Below are 25438 nucleotides of genomic sequence, written 5' to 3' on the forward strand. Positions count from 1 at the left end.
CATCCATTAAAACCCAACCTCCTACCTAACATCCTTCATCAAACCGCTTACTTACTAGGCATGCCAACTGCTTAAAAATTTATTATTTTTCTTTCCAGGGTTGTAGTAATTGATCAACATCATGGATCGATACGCTTTGAAATCGAATCGTTGAGCCTGGTCTTAACTGAGCACATTTCCAGTGATCAGCCGTAATGACCGTGCCAACCGTTGTGTAACCACCTGTTGTTTGCCGGTCTGCCAATAGCATCATTGGCTGCCCACTTGCAGGCACTTGAATTGTCCCAAAACTCACGACATCAGAAACCATATTGTCATTCGTTTGATGAATTAAAGGTTGATCATGATGTAGTTGGCACCCCATACGGTCGCCTTTTTGAAACGTATAAGTCACCTGAAAGAAGTGCTCCAAAGACTCGTTCGATAAACGTTCAGCGTAGGGACTTAAGATAACTCGTAATGTCATGTGTTTCGTATATTCAGGAATTAATTCGGGTGATAATTGTTGTTCGACTACTGCTTCCGTGACTTTGTCGGTAGCATACACCTGATCACCTGTTGTTAATTTCCGGCCTAACTGACCTTTCTCGAACACCGATTGACTACCTAACCAAGTTTGAGAATCAATACCTCCTGTGACACAAAGGTAAGCACGCGCCCCTTTCACCGGACGCTCGAAAGAAAGTGTCTGTCCAGATTCAACTTTGAACGTTTGCCATAAAGGAATAATTTCTCCATCTAATGTTGCATATAAGTCTGCACCTGTTACACAAATGACGGCTTCCTCTATAAAAGTAAGTGTTACGCCACCTAGTGTGATTTCTAATGCTGCATGTCCTTGATCATTATTCAATAGTTGATTCCCCGTAATTAACGCATAGCGGTCCATTGCGCCAGAAACAGGAATGCCTAAATGCTGATAACCTGGTCGACCTAAGTCTTGTACCGTTAAAGGCAATTGGGCAGATTCGACTCGTAATAATGGTCGTGTCTCATTAGTCATGGGAATCACATGCCTTAATCACGACTCCTTCATCTTGCAAATACTCTCGAATAAATCGTGCGTGTTGATACGCATCTTCTCCGTCACCATGAAAACAAATCGTTTCGCCTTTTAAATGAATTCGCTCGCCACCTGGGGTTCTGACACCATGGTAAAAAACAATTTGCTGGACCTGTTCTTTTATATCATCCACCTCAGTCAATACAGCTCGATTTTGACCACGTGGTGTCAACAAACCTTCCTGTGTATACGTTCTGTCAGCGAATACTTCTGAAACCACCTCTAGACCAATAGCCTCTCCTGCCTCAAGCAAAGCGCTATTAGCTAATCCAAATAACAATAAATTATGATCGACATCAAAAACAGCTTGAGCAATAGCACGAGCGACTTCTCGGTCTTTAGCAGCTAAGTTATATAAAGCACCATGGGGTTTCACATGATGTAACGATGTCTGATGCGCGCGGCAAACAGCTTGCAGTGCTCCAATTTGATACACCATTAATTGATAGATTTCTTCTGAGGTCATTTCGATATGGCGACGTCCAAAACCGATTAAATCTGGATAACCAGGATGCGCACCAATTTTCACATTCTTATCAACAGCTTGTTTAACGACCTGATGCATGACACGGTAATCACCACCATGGAAACCACAGGCGACATTGACAGACGAAACAACATCCATCAGACGTTGATCATCACCTATCTTATAAGGTCCAAAACTTTCACCAATATCAGCATTTAAATCAACTTCCATTCTCACCCCTCCTCAATAAAGTCTTCTATTCGACCATCTTGTTTAATTGCTTCGTATGTTTCTTTAGTGACCGACTGGAACGTTAACCAATCACCCATTTTAATCAATGTCGGATCCTCAGATTCTGGATTATACAGTTGAATAGGGGTATGTCCGATGATTTGCCACCCCCCAGGGGAATCTACTGGATAAACACCCGTCTGTGCACCTGCAATCCCAACACTCCCAGCTGGCACATGAGCTCTCGGTGTCGTTAACCTTGGAGTTTCTAATGTTGAATCTAAACCACCCATATACGGAAATCCAGGTAGAAACCCGATCATATAGACACGATAATAGGGTGCCGTGTGGCGTTCGATGACTTCTTTCTCCGTTAACTGATGAGCTTGTGCAAGTTGAGCTAAATCAGGAGCATAAAGCGCTTCATCATAACAAACAGGCAAATGAATCGTCCGCCGTTGTGGCGAGCTGTTAGATGAGTCATCTTGATTCAATATGTCTTGAATCAAATCTGTCATCTCATCATAATCTGTTTGGCGCCAATTATAATACACAGCAATGGATCGATAAGTGGGAACGATATCTGTGACATAATGCAAATCTGCCTGTTGAATCATTTGATAATGATGCACCACATCATCATGAATCGCTGGCGATATCGTTTCACCTAGGACTACAACGACAGCTTCATTGCCCAATGGATACATGGAAAATCGCATTATGAATCGGCTCCAATGGTATTCAGACATATTTCTACAGCTCGTTGTAAATCTGACTGCGACCAACTGGGTAGTTTTCCATGCTGAATCGCCAGTTCATGAGAAGCCGGCATATGAATGAAACCACACGATATCTGTTCAGCTTGCGATTTAATTGTATAAAGCGCTCGATACATCACATGATTACACAGATAAGTCCCAGCTGAATTAGATATCTCAGCTGGATAACCTGCTTCTTTCATTTGATCGACCATTTTTTGAATCGGTAATGTTGAGAAGATCCCATCTGGACCATCTTCTACAATTGGTTCTCCATCAGGAATATAGCCCTGATTATCCGCTTCAACGCCTCCATTGCAATTAATCGCAATTCTTTCAGGTGTAACCTTATGCCGACCTCCCGCTAAACCTAATGCCACAATCGCATCAGGTTCTAAGTCACTAATAGCTTGAGTTATTGCTTCGCCACTTGTCGCAAAATCAACGGGTAATATACGGCTAATAATTTCATATTCACCTATTTGTTGCCCATCTAAAGCTTCGGCAATTGTTTTCGTTGGATTAATTGGGAAATTTAAAAATGGTTCGAAACCTGTTAATAGTAATCGTTTCATGATTGGTCCACCTTAACTATTTTAAAATTATCACTATTTTAACATTTTTCGCCCCTTCCATTAAGCACTATTAGTTTTTGTTTTAGTATTAATTTGTTGAGTTAATATTTAAATAGTTTAGCACTGAGTTGTTGAATTGTGAGAAGCGAAGGTGGCGACTCCTGGTCAACTAAGTTCGGTCACGTCCTGTGACCAACGTTGACATTAGGCCGTCCGGGCCGTCACGGGAACAGCACGTGTCTCGAGACCCCGCAGGCCATGCCTTTAGGCCGAGGGATGCACCTGCGTCTTCTCGTAACGCTTCGAAGTAGCTTCCTCGGTGCAAGTAGCAAAGAAGCTTATTCGATGTAGTTGCCTGGCTCGAGCCGTGCCCGCGGAAAGCGTCCGCCGAAAGCGGATCACAATATCAACAACGGGCTTTACAAAACTTTTCTTTTAATTGTTCAAGTTTGCTATAATGAAGGAAGTTCAAACAAAAAGGATCGATGAAGATGAATCATGCGTTATTACAATTTAACCAGTTGCGTCTCGTTGATGATAGTGATATTAACCAATCCGATATCATGACGTCATTTGCGATTGATGACACGCTGTGCTTAACCGCAACTGAAACCAAACAACCCGCGATCCATTTATGGGTTCACCGCCCTACTGTGGTATTAGGAATTCCTGACAGTCGAACACCCTACATAAATGATGGCATTCAGTTTTTAAACGAAACAGGATACCAAGTGATCATTCGAAACTCTGGGGGACTAGCTGTTTTGTTAGATGAAGGGGTACTTAATCTTTCGCTTATTTTCCCTGAAGAAAAACAATTCGATATCCATGACAGTTATCAAGCCATGGTCGAGTTTATTCGTTGGTTATTCGAAGACGAGCCATATACAATCGATGCTTATGAAATCTCCGAATCGTACTGTCCTGGCACTTACGATTTAAGTATTAATGGCCAAAAGTTCGCTGGTATTTCACAACGACGCGTCAAACAAGGAACAGCTGTGCAAATTTACTTATGCATTGAAGGTAATGGACAACAACGAGCAGACGTCATCAAGCAATTTTATGATAAGTCTGTTCAAGGCGAAGAAACGAAATTCACCTATCCTTCGATCCGACCAGAAGTGATGGCTTCTTTAGAACAGTTACTGGGCAAATCTTTATCAACGAAAGAAGTAAAAGATCAGCTCATGACAAAGTTAGAACAGCGAAATATCGAAGTCTTTAATCAAGCATTTACTGAAACAGAACAGCAATGGTTTGATAATAGGTTGAACCTTATGTACAAACGTAATCGAACCATTTCGAGTTAACAAAACGTTCATATGTATTTCTTTTAACCCTAGACATGCCTTGTGTTATAGTAGTTAATGGATGATTTATTTGAAGGAGAGTGACACAAATGCCAGAAGCAGTTGAAACATTAGACGGTTGGTACATGCTTCATGATTTCCGCCAAATTGATTGGACCGCTTGGAAAAAAGCGAGCCAAGAAGAACGCGATCAAGCCGTTAGCGAACTTAATCACTTAATGGCATCATGGCAAGATGTTGAAGGTGACAAACAAGGTAGCTTCGGTTTCTATAAAATGATTGGTCATAAAGCGGATTTATTATTCTTAAATGTTCGACCGACAACTGAAGAGTTAACTGACCTTGAATTTGCCCTAGACAAAACCAAAATGGCGGAATTTTTCACTCAACCGTATTCCTACATTTCCGTCGTTGAATTATCAACTTATATGGCTCAAGGTAAAGATCCTGAAACAGACCCTGAAATACAGGCTCGACTAAAGCCAATCTTACCTAAATGGAACCATATTTGTTTCTACCCAATGGATAAACGCCGCGAAGGTGATGACAACTGGTATATGCTTCCGAAAGAAGAACGCGGTAAGCAAATGTATCAGCATGGCATGACTGGACGTAAATACGCTGGTAAGGTTCGTCAAATTATTTCCGGAAGTCAAGGTTTAGACGACTGGGAATGGGGCGTAACCTTGTTTGCTCATGATATGCTTCAATTCAAAAAGCTTATTTATGAAATGCGTTTCGATGAAGTGAGCGCTCGCTTCGCTGAATTTGGATCCTTTTATATCGGGCATCGCCAAGAACGCGATCAATTAGAAAAACTCTTACAAGTTTAATAAGCACAAACATCCATAACCCTTAAGCCAATATCCGGCTTAAGGGTTATTTTTTTAACTAAAACCTATCATGAATTACGTTAGCCTACATATACATGAACTAGTGATGAAAATTGGCCCTAATAAAGGTGTGATCTTATGGCCGCAATTAAATATACAGAAGCACAACTAAAAGAACTCGCTCGACTCATGCGTGCTGAAGCAGAAGGGGACGGCCAACTTGGTATGTTACTAGTCGGAAATGTTGGAGTTAATCGAGTATTAGGAAATTGTTTAGACTTTGAAGATATTCGATCACTCCCTGACATGATCTATCAATCACCAGGTGGATTTGAAGCCGTTCAAGAATCTTATTTTTATCAACGAGCTCGTGAAAAAGACATTCGCTTGGCCAGAAGGGCAGTGAGGGGTGAAACATTCAGTCCTGGACAATTCTCACTGTGGTTTTTCCGTCCAGAAGGAGAATGCCCTCCCGAATGGTTCGGGCAACCACTGTCTGGCAGATACAAATCGCATTGTTTTTATAATCCGTATCCGGGAGAATGCCCTAATATCTTATAGTCGGGCTTAACTTCATTAACTAATTTAAGGAGGTTGATTATTTTGGATCAGTCTAACAATAATCAGGATCACCAAAACGACAATGAACGATCTCAACCATCATTCAAAAAAGAACCCTACAAACAGCCCGCTCAAAAACCTTACCAACCTAAACAAAACCAACAAGGATGGTATCCAAACAAAGGAAAACAATCATCGAACCAAGGTGGATCATCTTATAAACCACCTTACAAAGGAGGACAAATGGGAATGAACAAAGGCGGACCAAACAATAAACCATGGGGCTTCAACCCTAATGTCAAAGGAGGAAATATGCCTCCATACCAAGGTTCTCCTTCCCAACAAAATCAATGGCAAGGTCAAGGCCAAGGACAGCATATGCCTCAACAACAAATGCCACAGCAACAAATGCCACAACAAAATATGTACGGCCAGCAAATGAATCCTAATATGCCCCCTCAATCCAATATGGGACAGAATCAGGGCATGCAGGGAATGCAAGGTATGCCACCTTGGATGCAAAATGGAAGTGGTCCTGGAGGCCCAGGCGGTCCAGGTGGTCCTGGATCAATCAGTGGAATCCCGCGTGAACAATCATATATTGAAAACATTCTACGTTTGAACACAGGAAAAGAAGCTACCTTTTATATGACATTTGAAAATAATGAAGCATGGAACGATATGACGTTTACTGGCATTATTGAAGAAGCAGGTAAAGATCATATTGTGGTCAGAGATCCACAGAACGGAAAATGGTACTTACTATTAATGATTTACCTTGATTATGTTGAATTTAATGAAGAGATTAACTATCAATATCCATTTGGTTAATCCTGATAAGCGGTTTATCACTTTATGTGGTGAACCGCTATTTTTTTAACACCTTAGGCAGGGGGTAAACGATTGTATAGTTGAAATCCTATCAGCTGATTTGTAGAAAATTCACCTATAATGTTAAAAAGTCATGACTTTTTGTAAATAACTGCTTTAATTTGATAGAAAAAAGCATTATCTCAATATTAATTCACGCAAAACCTGAAATGACAAATTTGTAAAAGTTAATTACAGTATTACTTGAAGGCCGGCCTCTTAATTAGAGGAGCAAATAAATGAAAACCGATCATTTCGACCAAATATTAGACCAATACAAACGAATGATTCATTATCATATCCATCGTTTAAATATTCGCGACCCTCATGGAGACTTCTATCAAGAAGGTATGCTTGCACTATGGGAAGCATGGAAGAAATATGGGGATACGGATACTTTTTCAAAAATGGCTTCGATCCTCATACGTAGTCGATTAATTGATTTAATCCGTAAACGGACACGCATTCAAGACCGCGAAGTTATGAAAGAATTTATGGAAGAGCAATCCTTTACGCCAATAGAGATGGAGCAATTCGATCCACATTTTTGGTCATCTGTACGTTCCTACTTAACCGATAAACAATGGTTGTTTGTTGAAAAGCGAATCATCCAAGGCTATGGACTTGCCGAAATTGCCGAAAAAGAAGGCGGGACAATTGATGCCGTTAAAGGGTGGGGACAAGCTGCCAAACGAAAATTACGTATTCTTTTGAAAGATAATGACTATTATCTATAATTCTACTTCACTAGAACGGGTATTTTATCTATTTATGGGCTTGGTTGTTTGCGACTAGGTATTTTTCCAGCGAGTTAAAGATATTTTCAATCGAGTTTAGGTGAAATACCAGTGAGTGAGCGAGCCTTTCCATCGAGTGAAGGCGCAATACCAGCGAGCGGGCGTCATATATCATCGCCCACCATATATTCTATTAAACAAAAAAGAGCGAACATACCACATGGGTTATGTTCGCTCTTTTAATGATGCTTAATCTACGATAAATTGTGTTTGGCTGTACCCGTCCATCGTTTTTGAAACCTCTAACACAGCTGGTATAGCTGATTTTAGAGCATCGACATGCGAAATGACACCAATCATTCTTCCGGATTGCTGTAGATCAATTAACGTATCGATTGCTTTATTAAGAGATTCATCATCCAATGAACCAAAGCCTTCGTCAATGAACATCGTTTCTATCGAGATGCCTCCTTGATAGCTTTGAATCACATCAGACATACCAAGCGCAAGGCATAAGGAAGCATTAAACTTCTCTCCGCCTGACATAGTCTTCACATCTCGTTCTTGACCTGTGTAAGCATCAAACACATCTAATCCTAAACCACTTTGCCTACCCCGCGCTTCTTGACGTTGACTTCTTACCAAGTAAAACTGACCATTTGATAAATGACGTAATCGCATATTAGCTGCTTCAATAATTTGATTTAAATAATCAATTTGTAAATAACGTTCAAATGATAAGCGTTGTTCATTGTGACCACGAACCAAATCATGCAGATCAGTGAACTGACCTAGTTGCTTTTCTTTCTCAGCGATCGTCTCTTGGTTTTCTTTGAGATTATTAATGAGCTCATCAATTATCTCAAGTTGCCGCAAATGTGTATTGTAGTTATTCAGTGTTTGTTCATAAGCATTTTTCACAGCTTGTAATTGTTGCTCTAGCGTTTCTATATCTTCGAGTTGTTTCCCTTCTAAGCGCTGTTTCAACTCTTCAACTTGCTCTTTTAACACAGACACTTCTTGTCGGTATTGCTCGGTAACTTGTTTCATTTGTTCTCGTTTTTCAGTTGATAACTTAGCCTTTTCATAATCCTCAACATTCGTAAAGCCTGCTTCTTGACGTTTAGATTCAAACACTGAATGTAGACGAGTTTGTTTATCTTCAAGTTGGTTTAATTGATGACGAGCTTCGTTTAATTGAGTATCAATGGTCGTTTTTTGTTCCTGTGCCTGCTCATAGGCTTTCTGTGCGTTTTCCCAATCCTTCTGAAGTTGGTTTTGCTCAGCTTCTAATTGAGCAAGCTTCTCTTCTAACTGGGAAAGTTGACGCACTTCTTCGGGTATATCATTTAATAAATTATGGTAAGTCCGTTCTTCAGACTGTACATCTGCCGTTAATTTTTGATGTGCTTCGTTCTGCTTTTCCTTCTGCTGGCGAAGTGTGTTGAGATGGTCTTCAACCAATTTCACATCTTGCCTTAATTGTTTTAAATCCTGATTTTGTTTGTCTTTCTGTTCTACTTGTTCTTTTAATTTTTGTCCTTCACGTTCTATTCTTTGACGTGTTTGATCAATATCCTCTACCGTCTCTCCTGTTTCAATCACTTGGTGTTCAAGTGATTTCAAATGCGAATCAATCGTTTCTTTTTGTCCTTCCAGCTGATTAAGTTTTCCGTAGACTTGATCCATCTTCTGCTTTGTTTGTTCTAACTTTTCATCTGAAGGAGCATCAATTGTCGCAGTCTGCTTATCTGGATGGTCCACACTGCCACAGACTGGACACGCCTCACCATCGTGTAAATGAGACGCTAATACGCTCGCTTGACTATTTAACCAGTGATTCTGCAGTGCATCATACTCTGCCTTAGCCTGTTCATAAAGTTGCTTTTGTTCTTGAATTGATTGCTCCAACGCTTGTTTTTCTTGGGATTGTTTCGCGTAATCCCTTACGAGTTGGTATTGTTCGCGCTTTGTTTGGCGTTGTTCAACTAATGATAAATAATTCTCAACCGCTTGTTCTAGTTGTTCAACTTGTTTTCGTTTTGATTGTAGAGCATCCTCATTCTCATCATATTGTTTATTTAAATCAGAACTTTTCTTCTCTGCATTTTTTAAGTTAATTTTCATTTGATCAAGCTTTGTTTCTTGTTCATGAAGAGCTTGGACTTTGGGATGTATGTCCTTTAATCGGGTGAATTCAACATGGATTTCTTGTCGTTTCGTTTCTTTGGCCTTTTCTTGTTGATAAATTGTTGTTGCGTGGTTTAAGTGTTGCTTCGCTTGTTCTTGTTGCTGTGTTAATGCTTCCACTGTCTTTTGTTGGTCTGTTAACTCTTGTTTGATATCACGATATTGCTGTTCATAAGGTTCGATCTGTGCGGCACGTTCAGCTTGTTGTGATGATTGTTCCTTTTGTTTCATCTCATCTTCTTGTTCTAATAAGTGATTTAAACGCGTCGACTTTTGCTCTAAATTCTTGGTTTCTTCTTGTGTTGTTTTAGCTTGTTGAATATGACTTGTTTGCTTTTCAATTTCCGTATTCAAACGTTGCTTTTCCAGTTCAAGTTGGTTCACACGCTCAACATAATGTTTTCTTTCCTCAGTCAAACCAGCAATAACCTGATTAATGTTGTAGTAGTCTTGGTTTAAGACATGAAATAAGTGAGAATCACGTTCAGGTAATTTGTTCAATATCGCATGTACATAATGATCACGCATTTTAAGAGCATGTTCATTTTCTTTTTTGGCTTCTTCACGCTTTTCTTTGAGTCGTTCACTTAGTTCTTGATAAGGAATAGTATTAAATATTCGTCTTAGTATCGCTTCTTTATTCTCCGTATCAGATGTTAACAGCTTCCTGAATTCACCCTGTGGCAACATGACAATTTGACGAAATTGATCTTGGGTTAAACCGACAATTGCTTTAATCTGCTCATCGACGTCAGACTTTTTTTGCCGGTCAACAAAAGGTACTTCCCCGTCTTCAGTTAAATGATATAGTTCATGTCGCCCTCCTGTTGCTGTCTTGTTCCCCTCTTTAACGTGGGGCATTTGTCGGTAAACACGATATCTTTCGCCACCAATTTCAAATGTTAAATCAACACTAGTATGTAATTGATCATTGGCGAAATCACTTCTTAACGATTGTTCATGGTCACGGTCTTCCCCACTAGCTGTCCCATAAAGCGCATAACTAATTCCATCAAAAATGGTTGTCTTACCAGCACCTGTTTTACCAGATACAACGAATAAACGATGATGTTTTAACTGTTGAAAATCAATCACTTCACGTTCGCGGTAAGGTCCAAATGCCGTTAAAGTTAAGGTTAAAGGTTTCATGCCGTGTTTCTCCTCTCATTCTAGTCTTGATTTAATACATCATGGAAAACTTCTGCCATAATAGCCTCGTCTTCTTCAGAAGGATTCTCTCCTCTGACATCCTGATAGAATGCCTGAAATAATTCCATGTCTGACATACGATGGCGTGCTGCCCGATCTTCTTGCTCTATATGATGACTAGACTGAGGTAATTGCCTTTCAACATGTAAGGCATTCGGAAACACTGAACGTATTCGCTCCATTGGAAATTGAACCGCTTCTTCATCTAATAAACGAACGAACACATAATCTTCATTCACTTCTTGTTTAAGCAAGTCGTCTATGTAGCCTTCAACCGTACGCATATCATGTTTCGGTTGTAGCGAGCGCTTTTCAATGCTAACTGTTCCATCTTGATCTAAATCAACAACTAAATACCCTTTTTGGTGGTTTTCTTCAGAAATGGAATACTTCAAAGGCGAGCCTGAATAGCGAATCGTTTCTTGTCCGACAAAATGCGCTTGATGCAAGTGGCCTAAAGCCGTATAGTTAAACACTTCAAATAGTGATGCATCCACATGCTCTGCTCCACCAATAGCCAGTGGTCGTTCCGAATCACTTGTATTATCCTGCTCTTGTCCTTTAGGAGTTGCAAACAAGTGACCTACCATAACATGGCGTGCAGATTCATCCATTGTTTCTTTTAGAGAGTTAACCAGGGCTTCTGTTGCATCATGATGACTTTTAATCGTGTCATCATTAAATAAATGCCTAACTGTGCCAGGCTCTGTATAAGGGATCAAATGAAAATGAACCGCTCCAGCATCATCATGTAATACCACAAGATCAGGCTGTTTCGATGGCTCTGAAACAATATGAAGCCCTTGATCTTTCATCATCTGACTACCGAACCGTAATCGTCCTGGGCTGTCATGGTTACCAGAGATTGCAACAACCGGAATATTCAATTCCAAAACAATATGCGCTAAACATTGATCTAATGCGTGTACCGCTTCGGTAGGTGGCACTCCACGATCGTATAAATCACCTGCTATCACAACCACATCTGGTCGATCTTCAGCAACATCCCTTACAAATTGATCTAATATATACTTTTGATCTTCCGTCATGTAAACACCCTGAACAATTTTACCAAGATGCCAATCAGCTGTATGGAATATTTTCATAGAAATCCCCTTTCACTATGAGCGCACAAAATTAACAAACATACGTTCGCTTTTCTTAGTATTCTATCATGACCTCATTATAAAATCCAGCCATAACTGAACCAATCTTCAGCCTTTCTTAAAATTTTTGTCGGACGATAGACCTAAATTTTCATTTTTGTATGTTTTCTGAAAATTTTAACATTATGTTAAATTGAATAGTCATTCATTGTCAGAAAGTTTTATATAATTAGACATCTAAAACAAAATGAAACTTTTTATATTTTTTAAGCGCCAAATTGTTTACAAATACATAAGATGTGGGTATACTTAATTATGGATAAACGAGAGAAAAAATTACCACTCGCTACAAGGAGGCGATTAACATGTTTGATCATCAAATGTTACGCGATGCTATTGTGACTGATAAGAGAAATCAATACACACAACCAAGTAAAAAAGTAGAAAAGCCATCAAGCTCAATCTTTCACTTTTTCAAAATCTTTTAATTAGCGCAACCAAACAAATACAGCAAGAATAGCTCCATAGAATAGTAGTTTGTTAGATATAGATATAGCAAAGCCATCAACCTTCCCCTTTTGGTTGATGGCTTTTTTTATGACTTAAACTGTCCTGTTTCTAAAAATTGCTGGACTTGTTGGAAGGTTTCTACGTCATGATGAATCGTTCGATGCGTAAGTGGTAATACTTTAAAATCTCGTAAACCTGGAAAGTAAACAGAATCGACTTCAACAAATCCATCATTCTCACCAGAAATTAGTGGGTCAAACCCGAGCTTGCTTTTATTACCTGCAATTGCACCTATATCAATACCAGTTTCGTTTTGAAACTCAATATTATCCAGGTATTCTTTGCGTAAGGATTTTACGGTTTTAAAGATATTAACATAACCTCGTATTTTACTCGCTAAGTCGGCCAGTTGACTACCGCGATTCGGGGTGCCGATTAGAACACAGCGACCAATGGCATCTAAATACTTTGTATCCGTTAATAATTTTCGAATCACGAGGCCACCAGTGCTATGTCCTACCAAATGAATCTCCTCACCAGGTGACAAACCTGTTTTAACAATCGCTTCGAGCAAATCCTCTACTTGTGAGACGATCACATCAAATTCATTAAAAGTCAGGGGCAAATTAGGGGTATAGCATTCATAATTTTCTCGTTTTAAATAATTCGCCATGTCTTGCATATCACGGTCAGACCTGAAGAAACCGTGAATTAAAATCACTTTCATGATGATTGCCCCCTTTAAACGTCATTAATTATACTTTACTAAAATAATAGACGATATTTCAAATAGATTGTGGAAATTTTTAGGGTTCATCGTTTATTCTGTTTACTCACTAAAAGAAATATTAGACAAAACAGTGTGAACGCCAATAATTCTAACGTCACAATATACCACGGATACGGTCCCATAAGATCAATCAATGTTGCTTGTGCTGGTTTTTCACTTAAAAACATATAATTAGCATCAAATAAGCCATTCACCATAAATACCAATACGGCAATTACGTTTAAAGCCAAAAAGGATTTTAAAACAGACGTCCAACTTAATGCCATTCGTTCCACAAAAAGCATATAAAAACAACCCACCACAATAGCGGCATGCACTATAAAGAATTGAAAAAATCGTATATGCGGGAAGCCGAAAAACAATTCTGGTGTCATCATGGCGATCAGTCCACCCGTAATGCCAATAAAAAATGTGATCTCAAATAACCATCGCCGCTTCAACAGTAACATGAACACCACTAAATAAACCGAGATTGAACTCAACTGCAGGGGTAAATTAACGGCTAGATCCCATTCTCCATATGTGACATACCAAGCATGGAAGCTGATTTCTCCTATTAGCAATATAGCTATCAGACTATATATCCAAAGCTTACGCGATTGTTTTCGAAGAGTGTCACGAAAATGATAGAGCGACCAAATAATAGCTAAACAAAAAAGGAGCGCCACCATATGCGGTACGCCGAATAAATCAAATGGATACAATTCACGGTCCATTGTGACAAGTTCGCGCATGGTGATCACTCCTATTATCAAATCATTAACCTTGATGTTTTTCTAAGAAATCAAGCATCGTTTGATAAACCTTGATTTCATTTTCTTTTTTCGAAAACCCATGACCTTCATCTTCGAGCACGAGATAATCAACATCTCGACCTTGGCCACGTAATTTCTCAACAATCTGATCTGACTCTTCTTTGACAACTCTCGGGTCTTTAGCGCCTTGTATGACGAGCATCGGTCTCTCCATACTATCTAAATAAGTAACAGGAGAATCTTTGACAAAGCGGTCGTAATCTTCCTCCGGGTCACCCAACCAGTTCTTCATCATCGGCTTCCAATGATCTGGTACTGAATTAACAAAGGTGAACAGGTTTGACACGCCGAAAATATCGACAACCGCTTTAAAATATTCTGGGTGGCGACCGTGTAATAGCAGGGCCATATAACCACCATAACTACCGCCAACTAAGAACAAGTTATCTGGACTTGAAATCCCCTGGTCAAACAACCACTCAATGCCATACACATTATCTAATCGCGGTCCTTCGCCCCAATCATGCTCTACTAGCTTCACGAATGAGGAACCATAACCTGTACTACCTCTAAAGTTCGGACAGAAAATAGTGTAGCCTTGATTTAGGAAGCATTGGAACATCGCACGATACGTTTTTTCTTCTGATGCCTGGGGACCACCATGTGGCCAAAACACAGTATAACCATTATCATTTTCCGGTTTTGCTCTATATAATAGCGCTTCAATCTCCATACCATCAAAAGACTTATATGACACAACTTCTGGGTCAACCATATCTTCAGGTGTAACCCCTAAGACATGATTTGCCGTCAACTGTTTCCACCCTTGATTATTTAGGACAAAAATATTATGTGGAGTGACGGCGCTTTGACCTAACATGTAGACATTACCTGACTTCGCTACATGCAGTTTGCCGATATGGTCTACAGGGATATCGAGACTTTCTAATGTTCCATTTTTTAAATCATAGCGATAAAGAAAGTTTTGAACCCCTTTGACCGTCCCGATATAAAATTGCTTATTTTCTTGATCATATTTCAAATTATTGATGCTTTCGCCTTCAAGTGATAGCACTGACTCGAACGATTTCGATTGGAGATTAAACTTGGCTAAGTAATAATATTCACTGTCATAGTTCGTCACGAAGTAAATATCATCTCCAACAAACGTAGCACCACCTGTTACATGAGCGCTATCAGGATCAGGTGTTAAATAGTGTGTCTCGCCATTTACTTTCACAAAACCTAACACGTATGTATTCGCATAAAGCGTTGTGAACACAACAGCTTCTTCATCATCAGAAACAGTTGCTAAGAATGTGGCCCCACCGTCTCCTTCATGTAATAATGTATCGTGACCTGACTCTAAATCACGGACATAAGTATTCAAATAACTCGGATTTCCCTTGGATGTGTAGTAATACAAGCGATTACCATCTTCAGATAAATGACCGAATAAGTATTTATCCTCATCTTCTCCGGTGATTAAAGGTTGGGGCAGCCCGCCCTCTGGTGGCAATGCATAAAGCTGATGATTTTCATCCCCCTCGTGATCATAGTTGGCAATAACATATCGTCCTTCAGGATCAACTTTCAATGCACCAACAGACTGGTTATGATGTGCGAATAAATAAGGATATTGATTCGGTAAGTTCATCGCCCATACGTTCATCTTGCCGTCCAAATTGGATGCGAATAATAACTTGTCTTCATTCGGACTTACGGTAAAATCAGAGATGACATATGAGCGAAAAAATTGCTCAACAGTCGGATTCGGAAACTTCATCATTAAGATTCCCCCAATAAATATTTTTTGATAATTTAAACATTTCTTATTATTATAACTTAAGATAGGGATTGTTGGAATAAAAATGAAGGAAAAATTTCGGGACGCTAAGGAGAGGTATTATGAACATACAAAATGTAATTGGAAGTATTGATGACGAGACGCGTTGCAAGCACTATCAATCAGAAGTCGATCGGATTGCGATTAAATTCAAATGTTGCAACACGTATTTTCCCTGTTACGAATGCCATCAAGAACACACGGAACATGAGATTGAACGGTGGAATAAAGACGAACGTCATCATGAGGCCATTTTTTGTGGAGCTTGTCATTCGGAATTGACTATTGAAACCTACTTAAACAATCCAAGCGTTTGTGCAAACTGCCTGGCACCATTCAATCGGCATTGTCGGAACCATCACCATTTATATTTTGAGTTATAATTCAATGACGCCAGCGAAACCTAAAATCGCAACTAGCATGAGTAAGCTTGCTGCAAACAGAAAAGAACCTGCTTGAAATTTAAGCCCATTTCTTACATTTTCAACACCAATCAAGCCAATAACGACACTGACTAAACCGGTAATAATAAATGGAGATGTTTGGACTGAATCGGTAAAATAGTTTAATAAAATCAAGACGAACACGGTTAACGAAAGTATAAAATTAAAACGAACTAGCATATCTGACACTCCTTCTTGTCAATCTAATTCTATCTTACTAAATTTCAATCATGGCTTAAATATTTCTAAAATGATGTCACTAAATCGACTCTATTTCCGTCTAATGTTATAAAGCCAGCGAAGAGGAGTGCTATTTATATGATAAGGTTTTTAACATTTACTTTTACAACATTAGTCACACTAGGATTAATTATTCTAGTTTATTCATTTGCAACAGATCAAGCAGGTGAAGACGAGGTCGAAGCAAAAGAATCATCAGGTTACGAGGAGCAAGAGAATACTGATTCAGACAAACACACCATTACAATTGGAGAACCAGAAAAGGAAGAGCAAACTGAAGACAATAATCAATCTGAAGAAAACAACTCATCTGAGAAAAACAATGAAACAGACGAAAATAGTGGCAAAGCGGAAGAGGACAATTCTTCAGATGAAAATAGTCAATCAGAAGAAGGTAACCAATCGGTTACAACTGAATCCGAGGCAGAAGAACGTGTTCTGGAATCAATCGACCTCCCAGACGAGGGCAATTACCAAGTAAAATTTGACCACAAAAATGATGACAACGATTATGTTGTTCAAGTATTCGAAGTCGTTGAGCGTGAAGAAGGTTCGCATACAGCAACCTATGGCTGGTATATCGTTAATGCTGATAATGACAAGGTTGAAAGTATGTTTTAAAAGAAAATATTAATATGCATTCTCTTCAAACCATAAAATATGGTAGGATAGTAAGCAATCGGTTCGACATGTGAGGATTTATTGATTATAACAAGTATTCGATTTCTACTAAATCTTTGCATGTCACGGACTGACTTCGCTAAATTCTGGTTCACTTTAGGTGTGTTGTCACGATTACAAACAACTGACTTTACCTATCGTGACCTGTAATGTTTAAAGAGAAGGAGAATGTATATGTCAACACCTTCACCAGCAGGTTTTTGGATACGATTAGTCGCTAATATTGTTGATAACATCGCCGTTAGCGCTGTTTTAGCATTATTATCTATTGCTATTTATGGAGAGTTTGTATTGGATGAAACTTCGCCATTAGATTTAATAAGCATGCTTTATTTCTTAATCTTACCAGTTGTCTGGTATGGTTATACACTAGGCAAGCGAGCAATGGGCGTCCGCATTGCGCGTCTTGATGGTGAAAAAGTCACGATTGGTACGATGCTATTGCGCCAAATAGTGGCAGCTATAGTGTATGCATTAACACTAGGGGTCGCACTCATTGTTAGTGCAATTATGGTTGGGGTTCGTGAAGACAAACGTTCCATGCACGACTTTATGGCCGGTACATATGTGACGTACGAAAAGCCTGACGCATTAAAACAAAATTCTCAATCAAACGAACAAGAAGAGCTGGCTTAAGTCACCAGCTCTTCTTTTATATCTTCTGAATAATAACTTGGATGACGTGACCTAACCCTAAATGACGCTTTCCTTCAACTCGATCAGCTTCGCCATAATAGAAATGCAGACATTTGTAATCATCAATCCAATCTAATACTTCACTCGGATTATAAAGCATTTCTTCTGTTTTCGGTCCACCTGAACGATAAGGCAACTGGTGCTCAGAGTATACTTCGAACATAATGTAGCCACCTGGCTTAACTGAGTCGATCATGCTCTGAACAAGAAATACTTGATCATCTTTTGGCACGTGGCCAAACACCATAATAGCACCTTCGTATAAGTAAGGATCTACTTTTTCAGCTGTTAAATCTTTCTGAACCGTTCGAACTGAAACACCTCGTTCTTCAGCTAACTGTTTCGTCTTCTCAAGGCCCATTTCAGATTGATCATACGTGGTGACCTCGTAACCCTGTTCAGCTAGAAAGATTGCATTGCGCCCTTCTCCTTCTGCAAAACAAGCGATTCTTCCACCCTCAGGTAACACCGAATAATGCTCTTTAATAAATTGATTCGGTTCTCGCCCATAGACAAAATCTTCATCAGAAAAACTTTCATCCCACATCTGCTTTGACATGATAGTCACCTTCCTTTCTCATAAAATTTATACCATATTGTCATGGATTACGTGAAAACTAATGCTCAAAATAACAACTTAATCATCACAAAATTTTACAATATCAAACATAACTCTTGATTGTTTATTTTTTGTACCAAACGTACAATAGAGTTAGCCTGAATTTTCTGGCAAAAGGAGTTAACGAATATGACAACCCTCAATATTATTGAACGGCTAAAAACAGACCGAGGCGATTTGCAATTACAACAACGTGGTGAACACTATGAAATTATTAGTAATGGCACGTTTTTAATGGCGACCTATAATGGAGAATCTGAGCGAGAACTGGTACGCTCAGCATTGGCAGAATTAAGTGGTGACAAACGAGTTCTAATCGGAGGGCTTGGCGTAGGCTTCTCACTACAAGAGGCACTGAAAGATGATGCTGTTTGTGAGGTGAAAGTCGTTGAAATTGAAGACGCAATTATTAAATGGAATCATGAAACTTTAGCTCCAATAACGAATCATGCTATTGAAGATAAACGAACAACTATTATTCACGCTGACTTAACTGAATGGATTTATCGCACAACCGATCGGTTTAACGCGATTTGTCTTGATATAGATAACGGACCTGACTGGACAGTGTACGACGAGAATGGGTCCCTATATGAACCGCGAGCTTTAAAGCAACTTAGAAAACTTCTTCTTCCAGGAGGGGTCATCGCCTTTTGGAGTGCTCAACCATCTGAGGACTTTGTTCGTATGTTAAACGACTATTTTGATGACGTTAGGACTGTGTCTATTTCCCAGCCAAAAGGGCCTGATGATATCATCTATTTAGCTAAAACAAACCCTTCCTCATCCGACTAAGACTAGTTACTTGAATCCGTGTGAACGATGCAGTAAAATAATCTTGTGACCAACAAGTCACACAATGACCATATAGTCAATATTTGAAGTGAGGCGATGTAAGCGATGTTTTTTCATCCAATGGATATATTAATATTTGCGGCACTCGGATTAGCCATGTGGGCGCAATCAAAGGTCAAAGGGAATTTTGAAAAGTGGTCACAAGTCCAGGCATCGGCTCGAATGAACGGAGCTCAAGTCGCACGTCGTATACTGGATGCTGAGGGGCTTCATCATGTACAAGTGACACACTCGAAACAAGGAGCTCTCTCTGACCATTACGATCCAAAAGCGAAAACCATTCGTTTATCTGACCCAGTCCATAACGGCAACTCTATTTCATCATTGTCCGTAGCAGCGCATGAAGTCGGTCACGCTATTCAAGACTCAACGAATTATTCAATGTTATTATTGCGTCATAAACTATTCCCAGCTGCCAATATTGGGTCGCAAATGGCGCCTTTTCTACTCATCGGTGGTTTTCTTTTAGAAATGGCGAACTTAATAACCGTGGGGATTATACTCTTTTCGGCTGCGGTGTTATTCCAAGTTGTGACGTTGCCTGTTGAATATGACGCCAGCCGTAGAGCAAAGAACCAGCTCGTCCAACTCGGCATGATCTCTAATCAAGAAGTCCGTGGCGTCGGAAAAGTGTTAAATGCTGCTGCATTGACTTATGTAGCGAGTACACTCATGGCTGTCTTGCAGTTAATTAAATTTATTATGATTGCTCGAAGCCAGCGTTAAAGGAGTGATGAAAAATGAAACTGTTAACACCGAAAAAAGCATCTCCCTATGTTAAGCAAGGGTTTAGTGAGATGGAAAGCTATTTATCACCTATACTTAAAAAGAGTATTATCTATTCGATGATTGCCTTTCCACTGATTACGATATCTGTGTTTAACCTTATCTATCTATTAACCACCACTTCAATTAATCAGGATTCGGCTGTGATCATTGGTATACTGGCTGTTCTCGGCGCTGTAGGAATGGCACTATTCAAAGAGTCCATGCATCATAATCGTTCATTGCAACAGCAAAGTTTAAACTATATTTACAAACGCATTCAACAAAGTGAAACTGTACCTGCTCAAGCCATTGAACGTTATATACGCGACCTTAAAGCCAATCCAGGTCGTGCTTATCAAACCTTTCAAGCTTTTTTACAACATGAGGAAAGGTTGACACGCCATGACTGATAAAGAACAAATCATCCTAAACAATGCCATTAAGCTATTCTCTCATAAAGGGTTCTCTCAAACATCGATGCAAGCAATCGCCGATGAATGCGACATTTCTAAAGGGGCGTTATATGCTTATTTCAAATCGAAGAACGATTTATTATTTGCTGCATTAGAATACTATTTTGACAGTATATTAATCCGGATTTCGACCATTGCAGAACCTAAGGATCCGCATGAACGATTAGTCGCTCAATTAACCTATTTTTTCGAAAATGTGATTGAACACCGCGAATTCATGGAACTCCCTTATGAACAAGGGGGTTATTTAAGCGAATCGATCCGTCAAGTCATCCGAGATAAATACACTGACGTTCATCGATTTTATATGCAAGGGTTAGAGACTCTATATGGTCAAGCTATCAAACCCATTCTATATGATTTAGCCTTAATGCTAGAAGGTATGATTCGCGCTTACATCCCTGTCATCATTCACGCTAATTCACATTATGACATGGAATCACTCATACGTTTTGTGCTCAAGCGAATTGATGACATTATCGACGGGTTTAACTTGCGTGAAGATCTACCTTTTTTAAACGACATTCAAGTAAAACAATTATTAAAAAAAGCGCATGATCAACAGCTATCGTGGTACGATGCCATTGAACTGCGCTTATCGAAGTTAGAAGAAGTCGTACAAAACTTATCTCAGGCTAGCGATTACCAAGTTTCGATTGATGTCATTCGGGATGAAATAAACCGAAAACAAGTCAGAAAACCCGTTATTACAGGGATGCTTTCTAATTTAAATGACGTCCCACACGCCCATCGTTATGTTCATGAAATTGAAATGGTTCTGTATCATGATATGTCGATTTAAGATAACCAAATCAGAAAGCTTATAAAAACAACTATTAGAATGCGATTAATGATGATCAACCAATGCTCTTTAGATTCTGGATTATGTATGAAAGATAGAACCGCGGATACAAAAAAGTAAGCCAATAACAAGATTAGGAACACATTTTCTATTATATCTGATATATTTGTTTCGATTAGTGAAGAAACCAATAACAACCCTATAAAAATCTGCATGATTCTATTTTGTATCCGTTTTTTCTGATCGTGATATGGTTGCTGGCGAAAAATCGCATCACCTGTCGCTTCCATGCCAAAGACGTACCGAAAACCGAATTGAAACATTAACATGAACAATCCGAAGACACATGTTAAATAAATAATCATAACACCTGGCATCTTAACACCCCAAAAACAAAATTTTACAGTTTTATTTAATCATAATTTTTATTAAATTTAAAGGAGTGACGACATGACTTACCCATCTCGAAAAGATATTTGGACCGCTATATTATGGTTTGGCATTATTGCAATTGCTCTAATCTGGACATTCATAAATAATGATATGCTTTTATTAAGCATTAGTGTCATTGCATTAATTGTAGCGGTTTGGTTCTGGCTGACAGTTCGCTATCATGTAGAAGAACGCCATTTGACCGCTTATTATGGACCGTTTAAAAAATCAATCGACATTCATGATATTGAAAAAATTCGTTTAGTTCGTAGTCTTAAGTTTTCACCAGCACTGGCGCTGACAAGACTCGAAATTACATACGGATACGATCACCAAGTGATTCGCGTCTCCCCTTCAGATAATAGTTTATTTGTGAAACAACTAATGTCGGTTAATCCTGATATTGAGTTTGAATAAGTGATCAGTTGGTAATGTAGAATTGATCGAGTTTATGATACTTTTGTGCGAGTGGAACAAAAAAAGGTTGGCGCCTAATTAGCGCCAACCTTTTTCTTATTATTCGAAGTTATTTTTGACTAAGTTGACTAGTGTATCAATAGCTTCTTCTTCATCTTCGCCTTCTGCTTTAAGGCCAATTGTCGTCCCTTTTTCAATTCCTAGCGTCATAACGCCGAGAATACTTTTAGCTTCAGTTTCTTTCTGCTCTTCACCTGTTACAATTTTAATATCAGAAGAAAACTTGCTAGCTTCTTGCACAAATTGTTGTGCTGGGCGAGCGTGTAAACCTGTTTCATTTTGAACGACTACTTCTACTTGCTTCATGATAGGTCCTCCTTATGCTTCGAGCGCTGCTAACAACTCGTCACTTGAAGAAGCGTCTTGTAACTTCTGACGGAAATCTTCATGCATGAGTTTTCGTGATAGTTGCGACAAGATTTGTAAGTGTTCATTCCCTGCTTGCTCTTCAGGAATCGCAATCATAAATACTGACGTCACGGGGTTACCATCTAATGATTGCCAATCGATTTCATTGGTTAAACGAGCAAAGGCAAGACCCGGTTCACTAACACCTGTTGATTTGCCGTGTGGAATCGCCACACCAAAACCAATTCCTGTCGATCCTTCTGCTTCACGATTTAGCACCGCTTCTTTATAGACGGCTGCATCTTCTACAACGCCTGTATTTTGCATGACTTTGATTAATTCGTCAAGACTTTCATCTCGAGAATTTGCATCAAGATCAAGTAAGACATGTTCTTTTTTCAATAACTCTTTTAATTCCATTTAAATCGAACTCCTTTTTGTATCTTGCTGTATTAAGCTTCTGTGACTTGTTCGGGTTTTCTCTTAAATAATGCAACTAATAAAGCTGTTACAATAGCACCAATTGCAATCGCTAATGCGTATAAGAAGACGTTCGTTACAGCATCACCTATAAATAACACGAAGACTCCCCCGTGATTCACACGTAATAATACATCAAATGCCATTGTTAATGCACCTGCTGTGGCTGAACCAACTACTAATGCCGGAATAACACGGAATGGATCAGCCGCCGCAAATGGAATCGCGCCTTCAGTAATGAATGATATCCCCATAACACCAGCTGCTTTACCAGCTTCGCGTTGTTCAGGGTTAAATTTATTTTTCACAAATACAGTTGCTAACCAAACACCTAACGGCGGCGTCATACCAGCTGCCATGACTGCTGCCATTGGGCCAAATAATTCACTTGCAAGTAAACCTGAGGCAAAGGCGTAAGCTGTTTTATTAACAGGACCACCCATATCTATAGCCATCATTCCACCTAAAATAAGACCTAATAGAATTGCGTTAGCTCCAGACATTGATTGTAACCAATTTTCTAATCCTGTCATCATCGCCGCTACAGGATCATTAATAACATAAAATAACGATAGACCTGTGATTAGAGTAGCTAATAACGGTATGATTAATACAGGCATAAGTCCTTCGAGGTTTTTCGGAACTTTGAAGTACTTTTTAATCGCAAGGGCGACATAACCTGCTAAGAAACCACCAATGATACCACCTAAGAAACCAGTTCCCACTTCATCCGCAATCAAACCAGCAACTAAACCAGGCGCTAAACCAGGTTTATCCGAGATTGAATACGCAATAAAACCAGCTAAAACCGGAACCATCATCGAGAACGCTAGTCCGCCGATTTCATTTAGATAGAAAGGAAGTGACCCTTCTTCTGGTGAGTCTTTCACACCAAAAGCAAATGATAAGGCCATCAGTAAACCACCAGCTACAATCAATGGAATCATGAAGGAAACACCGTTCATTAAATGCTTATAGAACCCTTTTCCTTCATTTTTTTCTTGTTTACTGACTTGTTCGTCATGTTCTTCAGTTGATTTCTCTTCCATGTTTACAGCGCGATCAATTAAGCCATCCGCATTTTTAATCGCTTCACTAACACCTACGCGAATGATATTTTTCCCAGCAAAGCGCTCTTCATCCACATTCGTGTCAACGGCTAAAATGACGGCATGAGCTTCGCGAATGTCTTCTGCTGTCAGTTCGTTTTCAGCACCGACACTCCCTTGTGTTTCCACTTTCATTTCAATGTCTTTACCTTTTGCGGCTTGGTCCAATGCCTCGGCTGCCATGTAAGTATGGGCAATACCCGTTGGACAAGCTGTGACTGCTACTAACTTTGTCATGTTTCTAACCTCCCCAAATCATTTAATCCTATTTTCTCAACAGAAACCGACTCGACATGTGCTTCGATTTCCTCTAAGGTGCAAACCGTTGTCCCTGCTTTCGAAGCCGTGATCGTCCCTGCTGTTGTCGCCCATTTGGCTAGTGTTTCAAAATCATATCCTTGGCTGAGCGCATACACCATAGCGCCAACCATTGAATCCCCTGCTCCAACTGTGCTCTGTGGTGTGATTGAAAACGGTTTTACTTGATAAGCTTCTTTTTCACTAACAAATAGTGCACCGTCTCCACCTAAAGAAACAGCAACTATCTTGATACCTGACTCAACTAATTCCTGACACGCTTTAACAATTGCTTCAATCGATTCAAAAGTTTTATCAAATAACTCCTCTAACTCATGAATATTCGGTTTGATGACATGTGGCTTAGCTTTAACCCCTTCTTTTAGATTAGGACCACTTGCATCTAAAATCGTTTTTACACCATATTCTCTTGCTAAGTTGATATAACGCTTGTATTGATCATCGTCTACACCATCCGGGGTGCTTCCACTTAAAACTAAGTAGTTTGTATCAGCTAATAATTTAGTTAATTTTTGTTCGAATGCTTGTAGGTCGTTGTCAGATACCTTGATACCTGGTTCATTAATTTCTGTCGTGACGCCTTTAGACTCATCAACGATTTTCAAGTTGGTTCTGACATCTCCAGAAACTTGTTGGAAATCATAATCAATCGATAACTGAGTTAACGCATTTTCAATCATGAGGCCAGTTGATCCGGCGCTAAAACCAGTTGTCTGTGTTTTCATATCTAGCTGTGTTAATACTTTAGCGACATTAATTCCTTTGCCACCTGGATCAGTCACAGGATCTGACTTCAAACGATTTAAACCACCTATTTCAAATTCGGGTAATGAAATCGTTTTATCCAAGGCGGGATTAAGTGTCACTGTCAGTGGTTTGGTCAT

Annotated in this window: 30 protein-coding genes; 14 read left to right on the forward strand and 16 right to left on the reverse strand. The window is 39.4% G+C overall.

What is annotated here, in order from left to right:
* Positions 1–82 precede the first annotated feature (82 nt).
* The 4 genes from FHR85_RS07200 to pcp are packed head-to-tail and all read right to left on the reverse strand — an operon-like array spanning position 83 to position 3093.
* Complete coding sequence (locus FHR85_RS07200) at positions 83–1003, reverse strand: 5-oxoprolinase subunit C family protein (RefSeq protein WP_167262194.1); 921 nt, start codon at positions 1001–1003, stop codon at positions 83–85.
* The gene (locus tag FHR85_RS07205) at positions 996–1760 is read right to left on the reverse strand and encodes a LamB/YcsF family protein (RefSeq protein WP_167262195.1); all 765 of its coding nucleotides are present in this window, start codon (positions 1758–1760) and stop codon (positions 996–998) included. Before FHR85_RS07205 ends, FHR85_RS07200 begins: the two co-directional genes overlap by 8 nt.
* Positions 1761–1762: 2 nt before the next feature.
* Complete coding sequence (gene pxpB, locus FHR85_RS07210; RefSeq protein WP_167262196.1) at positions 1763–2479, reverse strand: 5-oxoprolinase subunit PxpB; 717 nt, start codon at positions 2477–2479, stop codon at positions 1763–1765.
* Positions 2479–3093 carry a pyroglutamyl-peptidase I gene (pcp, locus tag FHR85_RS07215; protein WP_167262197.1) on the reverse strand — a complete coding sequence of 205 codons (615 nt, stop codon included), beginning with the start codon at positions 3091–3093 and terminating at the stop codon, positions 2479–2481. Before pcp ends, pxpB begins: the two co-directional genes overlap by 1 nt.
* A gap of 491 nt (positions 3094–3584) precedes the next feature.
* Between pcp and FHR85_RS07220 the strand changes: the two genes are divergently transcribed.
* The 5 genes from FHR85_RS07220 (at position 3585) to FHR85_RS07240 (ending at position 7407) form a co-directional block, all read left to right on the forward strand.
* Positions 3585–4406 carry a lipoate--protein ligase family protein gene (locus FHR85_RS07220; protein WP_167262198.1) on the forward strand — a complete coding sequence of 274 codons (822 nt, stop codon included), beginning with the start codon at positions 3585–3587 and terminating at the stop codon, positions 4404–4406.
* An 89-nt stretch (positions 4407–4495) separates the two neighbouring features.
* Positions 4496–5239 carry a hydrogen peroxide-dependent heme synthase gene (gene hemQ / locus FHR85_RS07225; protein ID WP_208379631.1) on the forward strand — a complete coding sequence of 248 codons (744 nt, stop codon included), beginning with the start codon at positions 4496–4498 and terminating at the stop codon, positions 5237–5239.
* A gap of 138 nt (positions 5240–5377) precedes the next feature.
* Entirely contained in the window at positions 5378–5800 is a 423-nt protein-coding gene (locus FHR85_RS07230) for a cell wall hydrolase (RefSeq protein WP_167262200.1), read from the forward strand.
* A 312-nt stretch (positions 5801–6112) separates the two neighbouring features.
* Entirely contained in the window at positions 6113–6631 is a 519-nt protein-coding gene (gene gerQ / locus FHR85_RS07235; protein WP_167262230.1) for a spore coat protein GerQ, read from the forward strand.
* A 278-nt stretch (positions 6632–6909) separates the two neighbouring features.
* Positions 6910–7407 (forward strand): sigma-70 family RNA polymerase sigma factor, encoded by a 498-nt coding sequence (locus tag FHR85_RS07240; RefSeq protein ID WP_167262201.1) that lies wholly within the window; start codon positions 6910–6912, stop codon positions 7405–7407.
* 249 nt (positions 7408–7656) lie between these two features.
* On the opposite strand, the gene FHR85_RS07245 is transcribed toward FHR85_RS07240, so the two are convergent.
* Together FHR85_RS07245 and FHR85_RS07250 are read right to left on the reverse strand one after the other, a co-directional pair.
* On the reverse strand, positions 7657–10746 hold the full coding sequence (locus FHR85_RS07245; RefSeq protein WP_167262202.1) for an AAA family ATPase: 3090 nt from the start codon (positions 10744–10746) through the stop codon (positions 7657–7659).
* A gap of 20 nt (positions 10747–10766) precedes the next feature.
* Positions 10767–11912, reverse strand: coding sequence for an exonuclease SbcCD subunit D (locus FHR85_RS07250; RefSeq protein WP_167262203.1), 1146 nt, complete (start codon positions 11910–11912; stop codon positions 10767–10769).
* A 365-nt stretch (positions 11913–12277) separates the two neighbouring features.
* On the opposite strand from FHR85_RS07250, the gene FHR85_RS14490 reads away from it, so the two are divergent.
* Positions 12278–12400, forward strand: a complete 123-nt coding sequence (locus tag FHR85_RS14490; RefSeq protein WP_279588350.1) for a hypothetical protein — start codon at positions 12278–12280, stop codon at positions 12398–12400.
* A 107-nt stretch (positions 12401–12507) separates the two neighbouring features.
* Here FHR85_RS14490 and FHR85_RS07255 read toward each other — a convergent pair whose 3' ends face one another.
* The 3 genes from FHR85_RS07255 to FHR85_RS07265 all read right to left on the reverse strand — a co-directional run bounded on the left by FHR85_RS07255 (position 12508) and on the right by FHR85_RS07265 (position 15756).
* Positions 12508–13149, reverse strand: a complete 642-nt coding sequence (locus FHR85_RS07255) for an esterase/lipase family protein (protein ID WP_167262204.1) — start codon at positions 13147–13149, stop codon at positions 12508–12510.
* An 86-nt stretch (positions 13150–13235) separates the two neighbouring features.
* On the reverse strand, positions 13236–13946 hold the full coding sequence (locus FHR85_RS07260) for a YwaF family protein (protein WP_167262205.1): 711 nt from the start codon (positions 13944–13946) through the stop codon (positions 13236–13238).
* A gap of 25 nt (positions 13947–13971) precedes the next feature.
* Positions 13972–15756, reverse strand: a complete 1785-nt coding sequence (locus tag FHR85_RS07265) for a S9 family peptidase (protein ID WP_167262206.1) — start codon at positions 15754–15756, stop codon at positions 13972–13974.
* Between the two features lie 119 nt (positions 15757–15875).
* On the opposite strand from FHR85_RS07265, the gene FHR85_RS07270 reads away from it, so the two are divergent.
* The gene (locus FHR85_RS07270) at positions 15876–16196 is read left to right on the forward strand and encodes a CHY zinc finger protein (RefSeq protein WP_208379632.1); all 321 of its coding nucleotides are present in this window, start codon (positions 15876–15878) and stop codon (positions 16194–16196) included.
* On the opposite strand, the gene FHR85_RS07275 is transcribed toward FHR85_RS07270, so the two are convergent.
* A complete protein-coding gene (locus FHR85_RS07275) occupies positions 16191–16436 on the reverse strand; it encodes a hypothetical protein (protein ID WP_167262207.1) in 246 nt (81 codons plus the stop codon). The genes FHR85_RS07270 and FHR85_RS07275 overlap by 6 nt on opposite strands.
* A gap of 138 nt (positions 16437–16574) precedes the next feature.
* On the opposite strand from FHR85_RS07275, the gene FHR85_RS07280 reads away from it, so the two are divergent.
* A complete protein-coding gene (locus FHR85_RS07280) occupies positions 16575–17117 on the forward strand; it encodes a hypothetical protein (protein ID WP_167262208.1) in 543 nt (180 codons plus the stop codon).
* Between the two features lie 234 nt (positions 17118–17351).
* Positions 17352–17813, forward strand: a complete 462-nt coding sequence (locus FHR85_RS07285; RefSeq protein WP_167262209.1) for an RDD family protein — start codon at positions 17352–17354, stop codon at positions 17811–17813.
* Between the two features lie 16 nt (positions 17814–17829).
* Here FHR85_RS07285 and FHR85_RS07290 read toward each other — a convergent pair whose 3' ends face one another.
* A complete protein-coding gene (locus tag FHR85_RS07290) occupies positions 17830–18432 on the reverse strand; it encodes a class I SAM-dependent methyltransferase (RefSeq protein WP_243864189.1) in 603 nt (200 codons plus the stop codon).
* 189 nt (positions 18433–18621) lie between these two features.
* On the opposite strand from FHR85_RS07290, the gene FHR85_RS07295 reads away from it, so the two are divergent.
* The 4 genes from FHR85_RS07295 (at position 18622) to FHR85_RS07310 (ending at position 21390) form a co-directional block, all read left to right on the forward strand.
* Positions 18622–19287, forward strand: a complete 666-nt coding sequence (locus FHR85_RS07295) for a spermine/spermidine synthase domain-containing protein (RefSeq protein ID WP_167262210.1) — start codon at positions 18622–18624, stop codon at positions 19285–19287.
* A 105-nt stretch (positions 19288–19392) separates the two neighbouring features.
* Positions 19393–20073 (forward strand): zinc metallopeptidase, encoded by a 681-nt coding sequence (locus tag FHR85_RS07300; protein WP_167262211.1) that lies wholly within the window; start codon positions 19393–19395, stop codon positions 20071–20073.
* Positions 20074–20087: 14 nt separating this feature from the next.
* Positions 20088–20525, forward strand: coding sequence for a DUF5392 family protein (locus FHR85_RS07305; protein ID WP_167262212.1), 438 nt, complete (start codon positions 20088–20090; stop codon positions 20523–20525).
* Entirely contained in the window at positions 20518–21390 is an 873-nt protein-coding gene (locus tag FHR85_RS07310; RefSeq protein ID WP_167262213.1) for a TetR/AcrR family transcriptional regulator, read from the forward strand. Before FHR85_RS07305 ends, FHR85_RS07310 begins: the two co-directional genes overlap by 8 nt.
* Here the strand turns inward: FHR85_RS07310 and FHR85_RS07315 are convergent.
* A complete protein-coding gene (locus FHR85_RS07315) occupies positions 21387–21767 on the reverse strand; it encodes a hypothetical protein (RefSeq protein ID WP_167262214.1) in 381 nt (126 codons plus the stop codon). The two genes, FHR85_RS07310 and FHR85_RS07315, sit on opposite strands and share 4 nt — an antisense overlap.
* A gap of 73 nt (positions 21768–21840) precedes the next feature.
* On the opposite strand from FHR85_RS07315, the gene FHR85_RS07320 reads away from it, so the two are divergent.
* The gene (locus tag FHR85_RS07320) at positions 21841–22239 is read left to right on the forward strand and encodes a PH domain-containing protein (protein ID WP_167262215.1); all 399 of its coding nucleotides are present in this window, start codon (positions 21841–21843) and stop codon (positions 22237–22239) included.
* Between the two features lie 99 nt (positions 22240–22338).
* Here FHR85_RS07320 and FHR85_RS07325 read toward each other — a convergent pair whose 3' ends face one another.
* Genes FHR85_RS07325 through pfkB form a run of 4 tightly spaced genes read right to left on the reverse strand, consistent with a single transcriptional unit; the run spans position 22339 to position 25438 of the window.
* Positions 22339–22605, reverse strand: a complete 267-nt coding sequence (locus tag FHR85_RS07325; RefSeq protein WP_167262216.1) for an HPr family phosphocarrier protein — start codon at positions 22603–22605, stop codon at positions 22339–22341.
* Positions 22606–22617: 12 nt separating this feature from the next.
* Positions 22618–23067 carry a PTS sugar transporter subunit IIA gene (locus FHR85_RS07330; RefSeq protein ID WP_167262217.1) on the reverse strand — a complete coding sequence of 150 codons (450 nt, stop codon included), beginning with the start codon at positions 23065–23067 and terminating at the stop codon, positions 22618–22620.
* 32 nt (positions 23068–23099) lie between these two features.
* Complete coding sequence (locus FHR85_RS07335; protein ID WP_167262218.1) at positions 23100–24473, reverse strand: PTS fructose transporter subunit IIC; 1374 nt, start codon at positions 24471–24473, stop codon at positions 23100–23102.
* Positions 24470–25438 (reverse strand): 1-phosphofructokinase, encoded by a 969-nt coding sequence (gene pfkB, locus FHR85_RS07340; protein ID WP_167262219.1) that lies wholly within the window; start codon positions 25436–25438, stop codon positions 24470–24472. Before pfkB ends, FHR85_RS07335 begins: the two co-directional genes overlap by 4 nt.

Origin of the sequence: Alkalibacillus almallahensis, assembly GCF_011761495.1 — a bacterium.
Lineage (GTDB): Bacteria > Bacillota > Bacilli > Bacillales > Alkalibacillaceae > Alkalibacillus > Alkalibacillus almallahensis.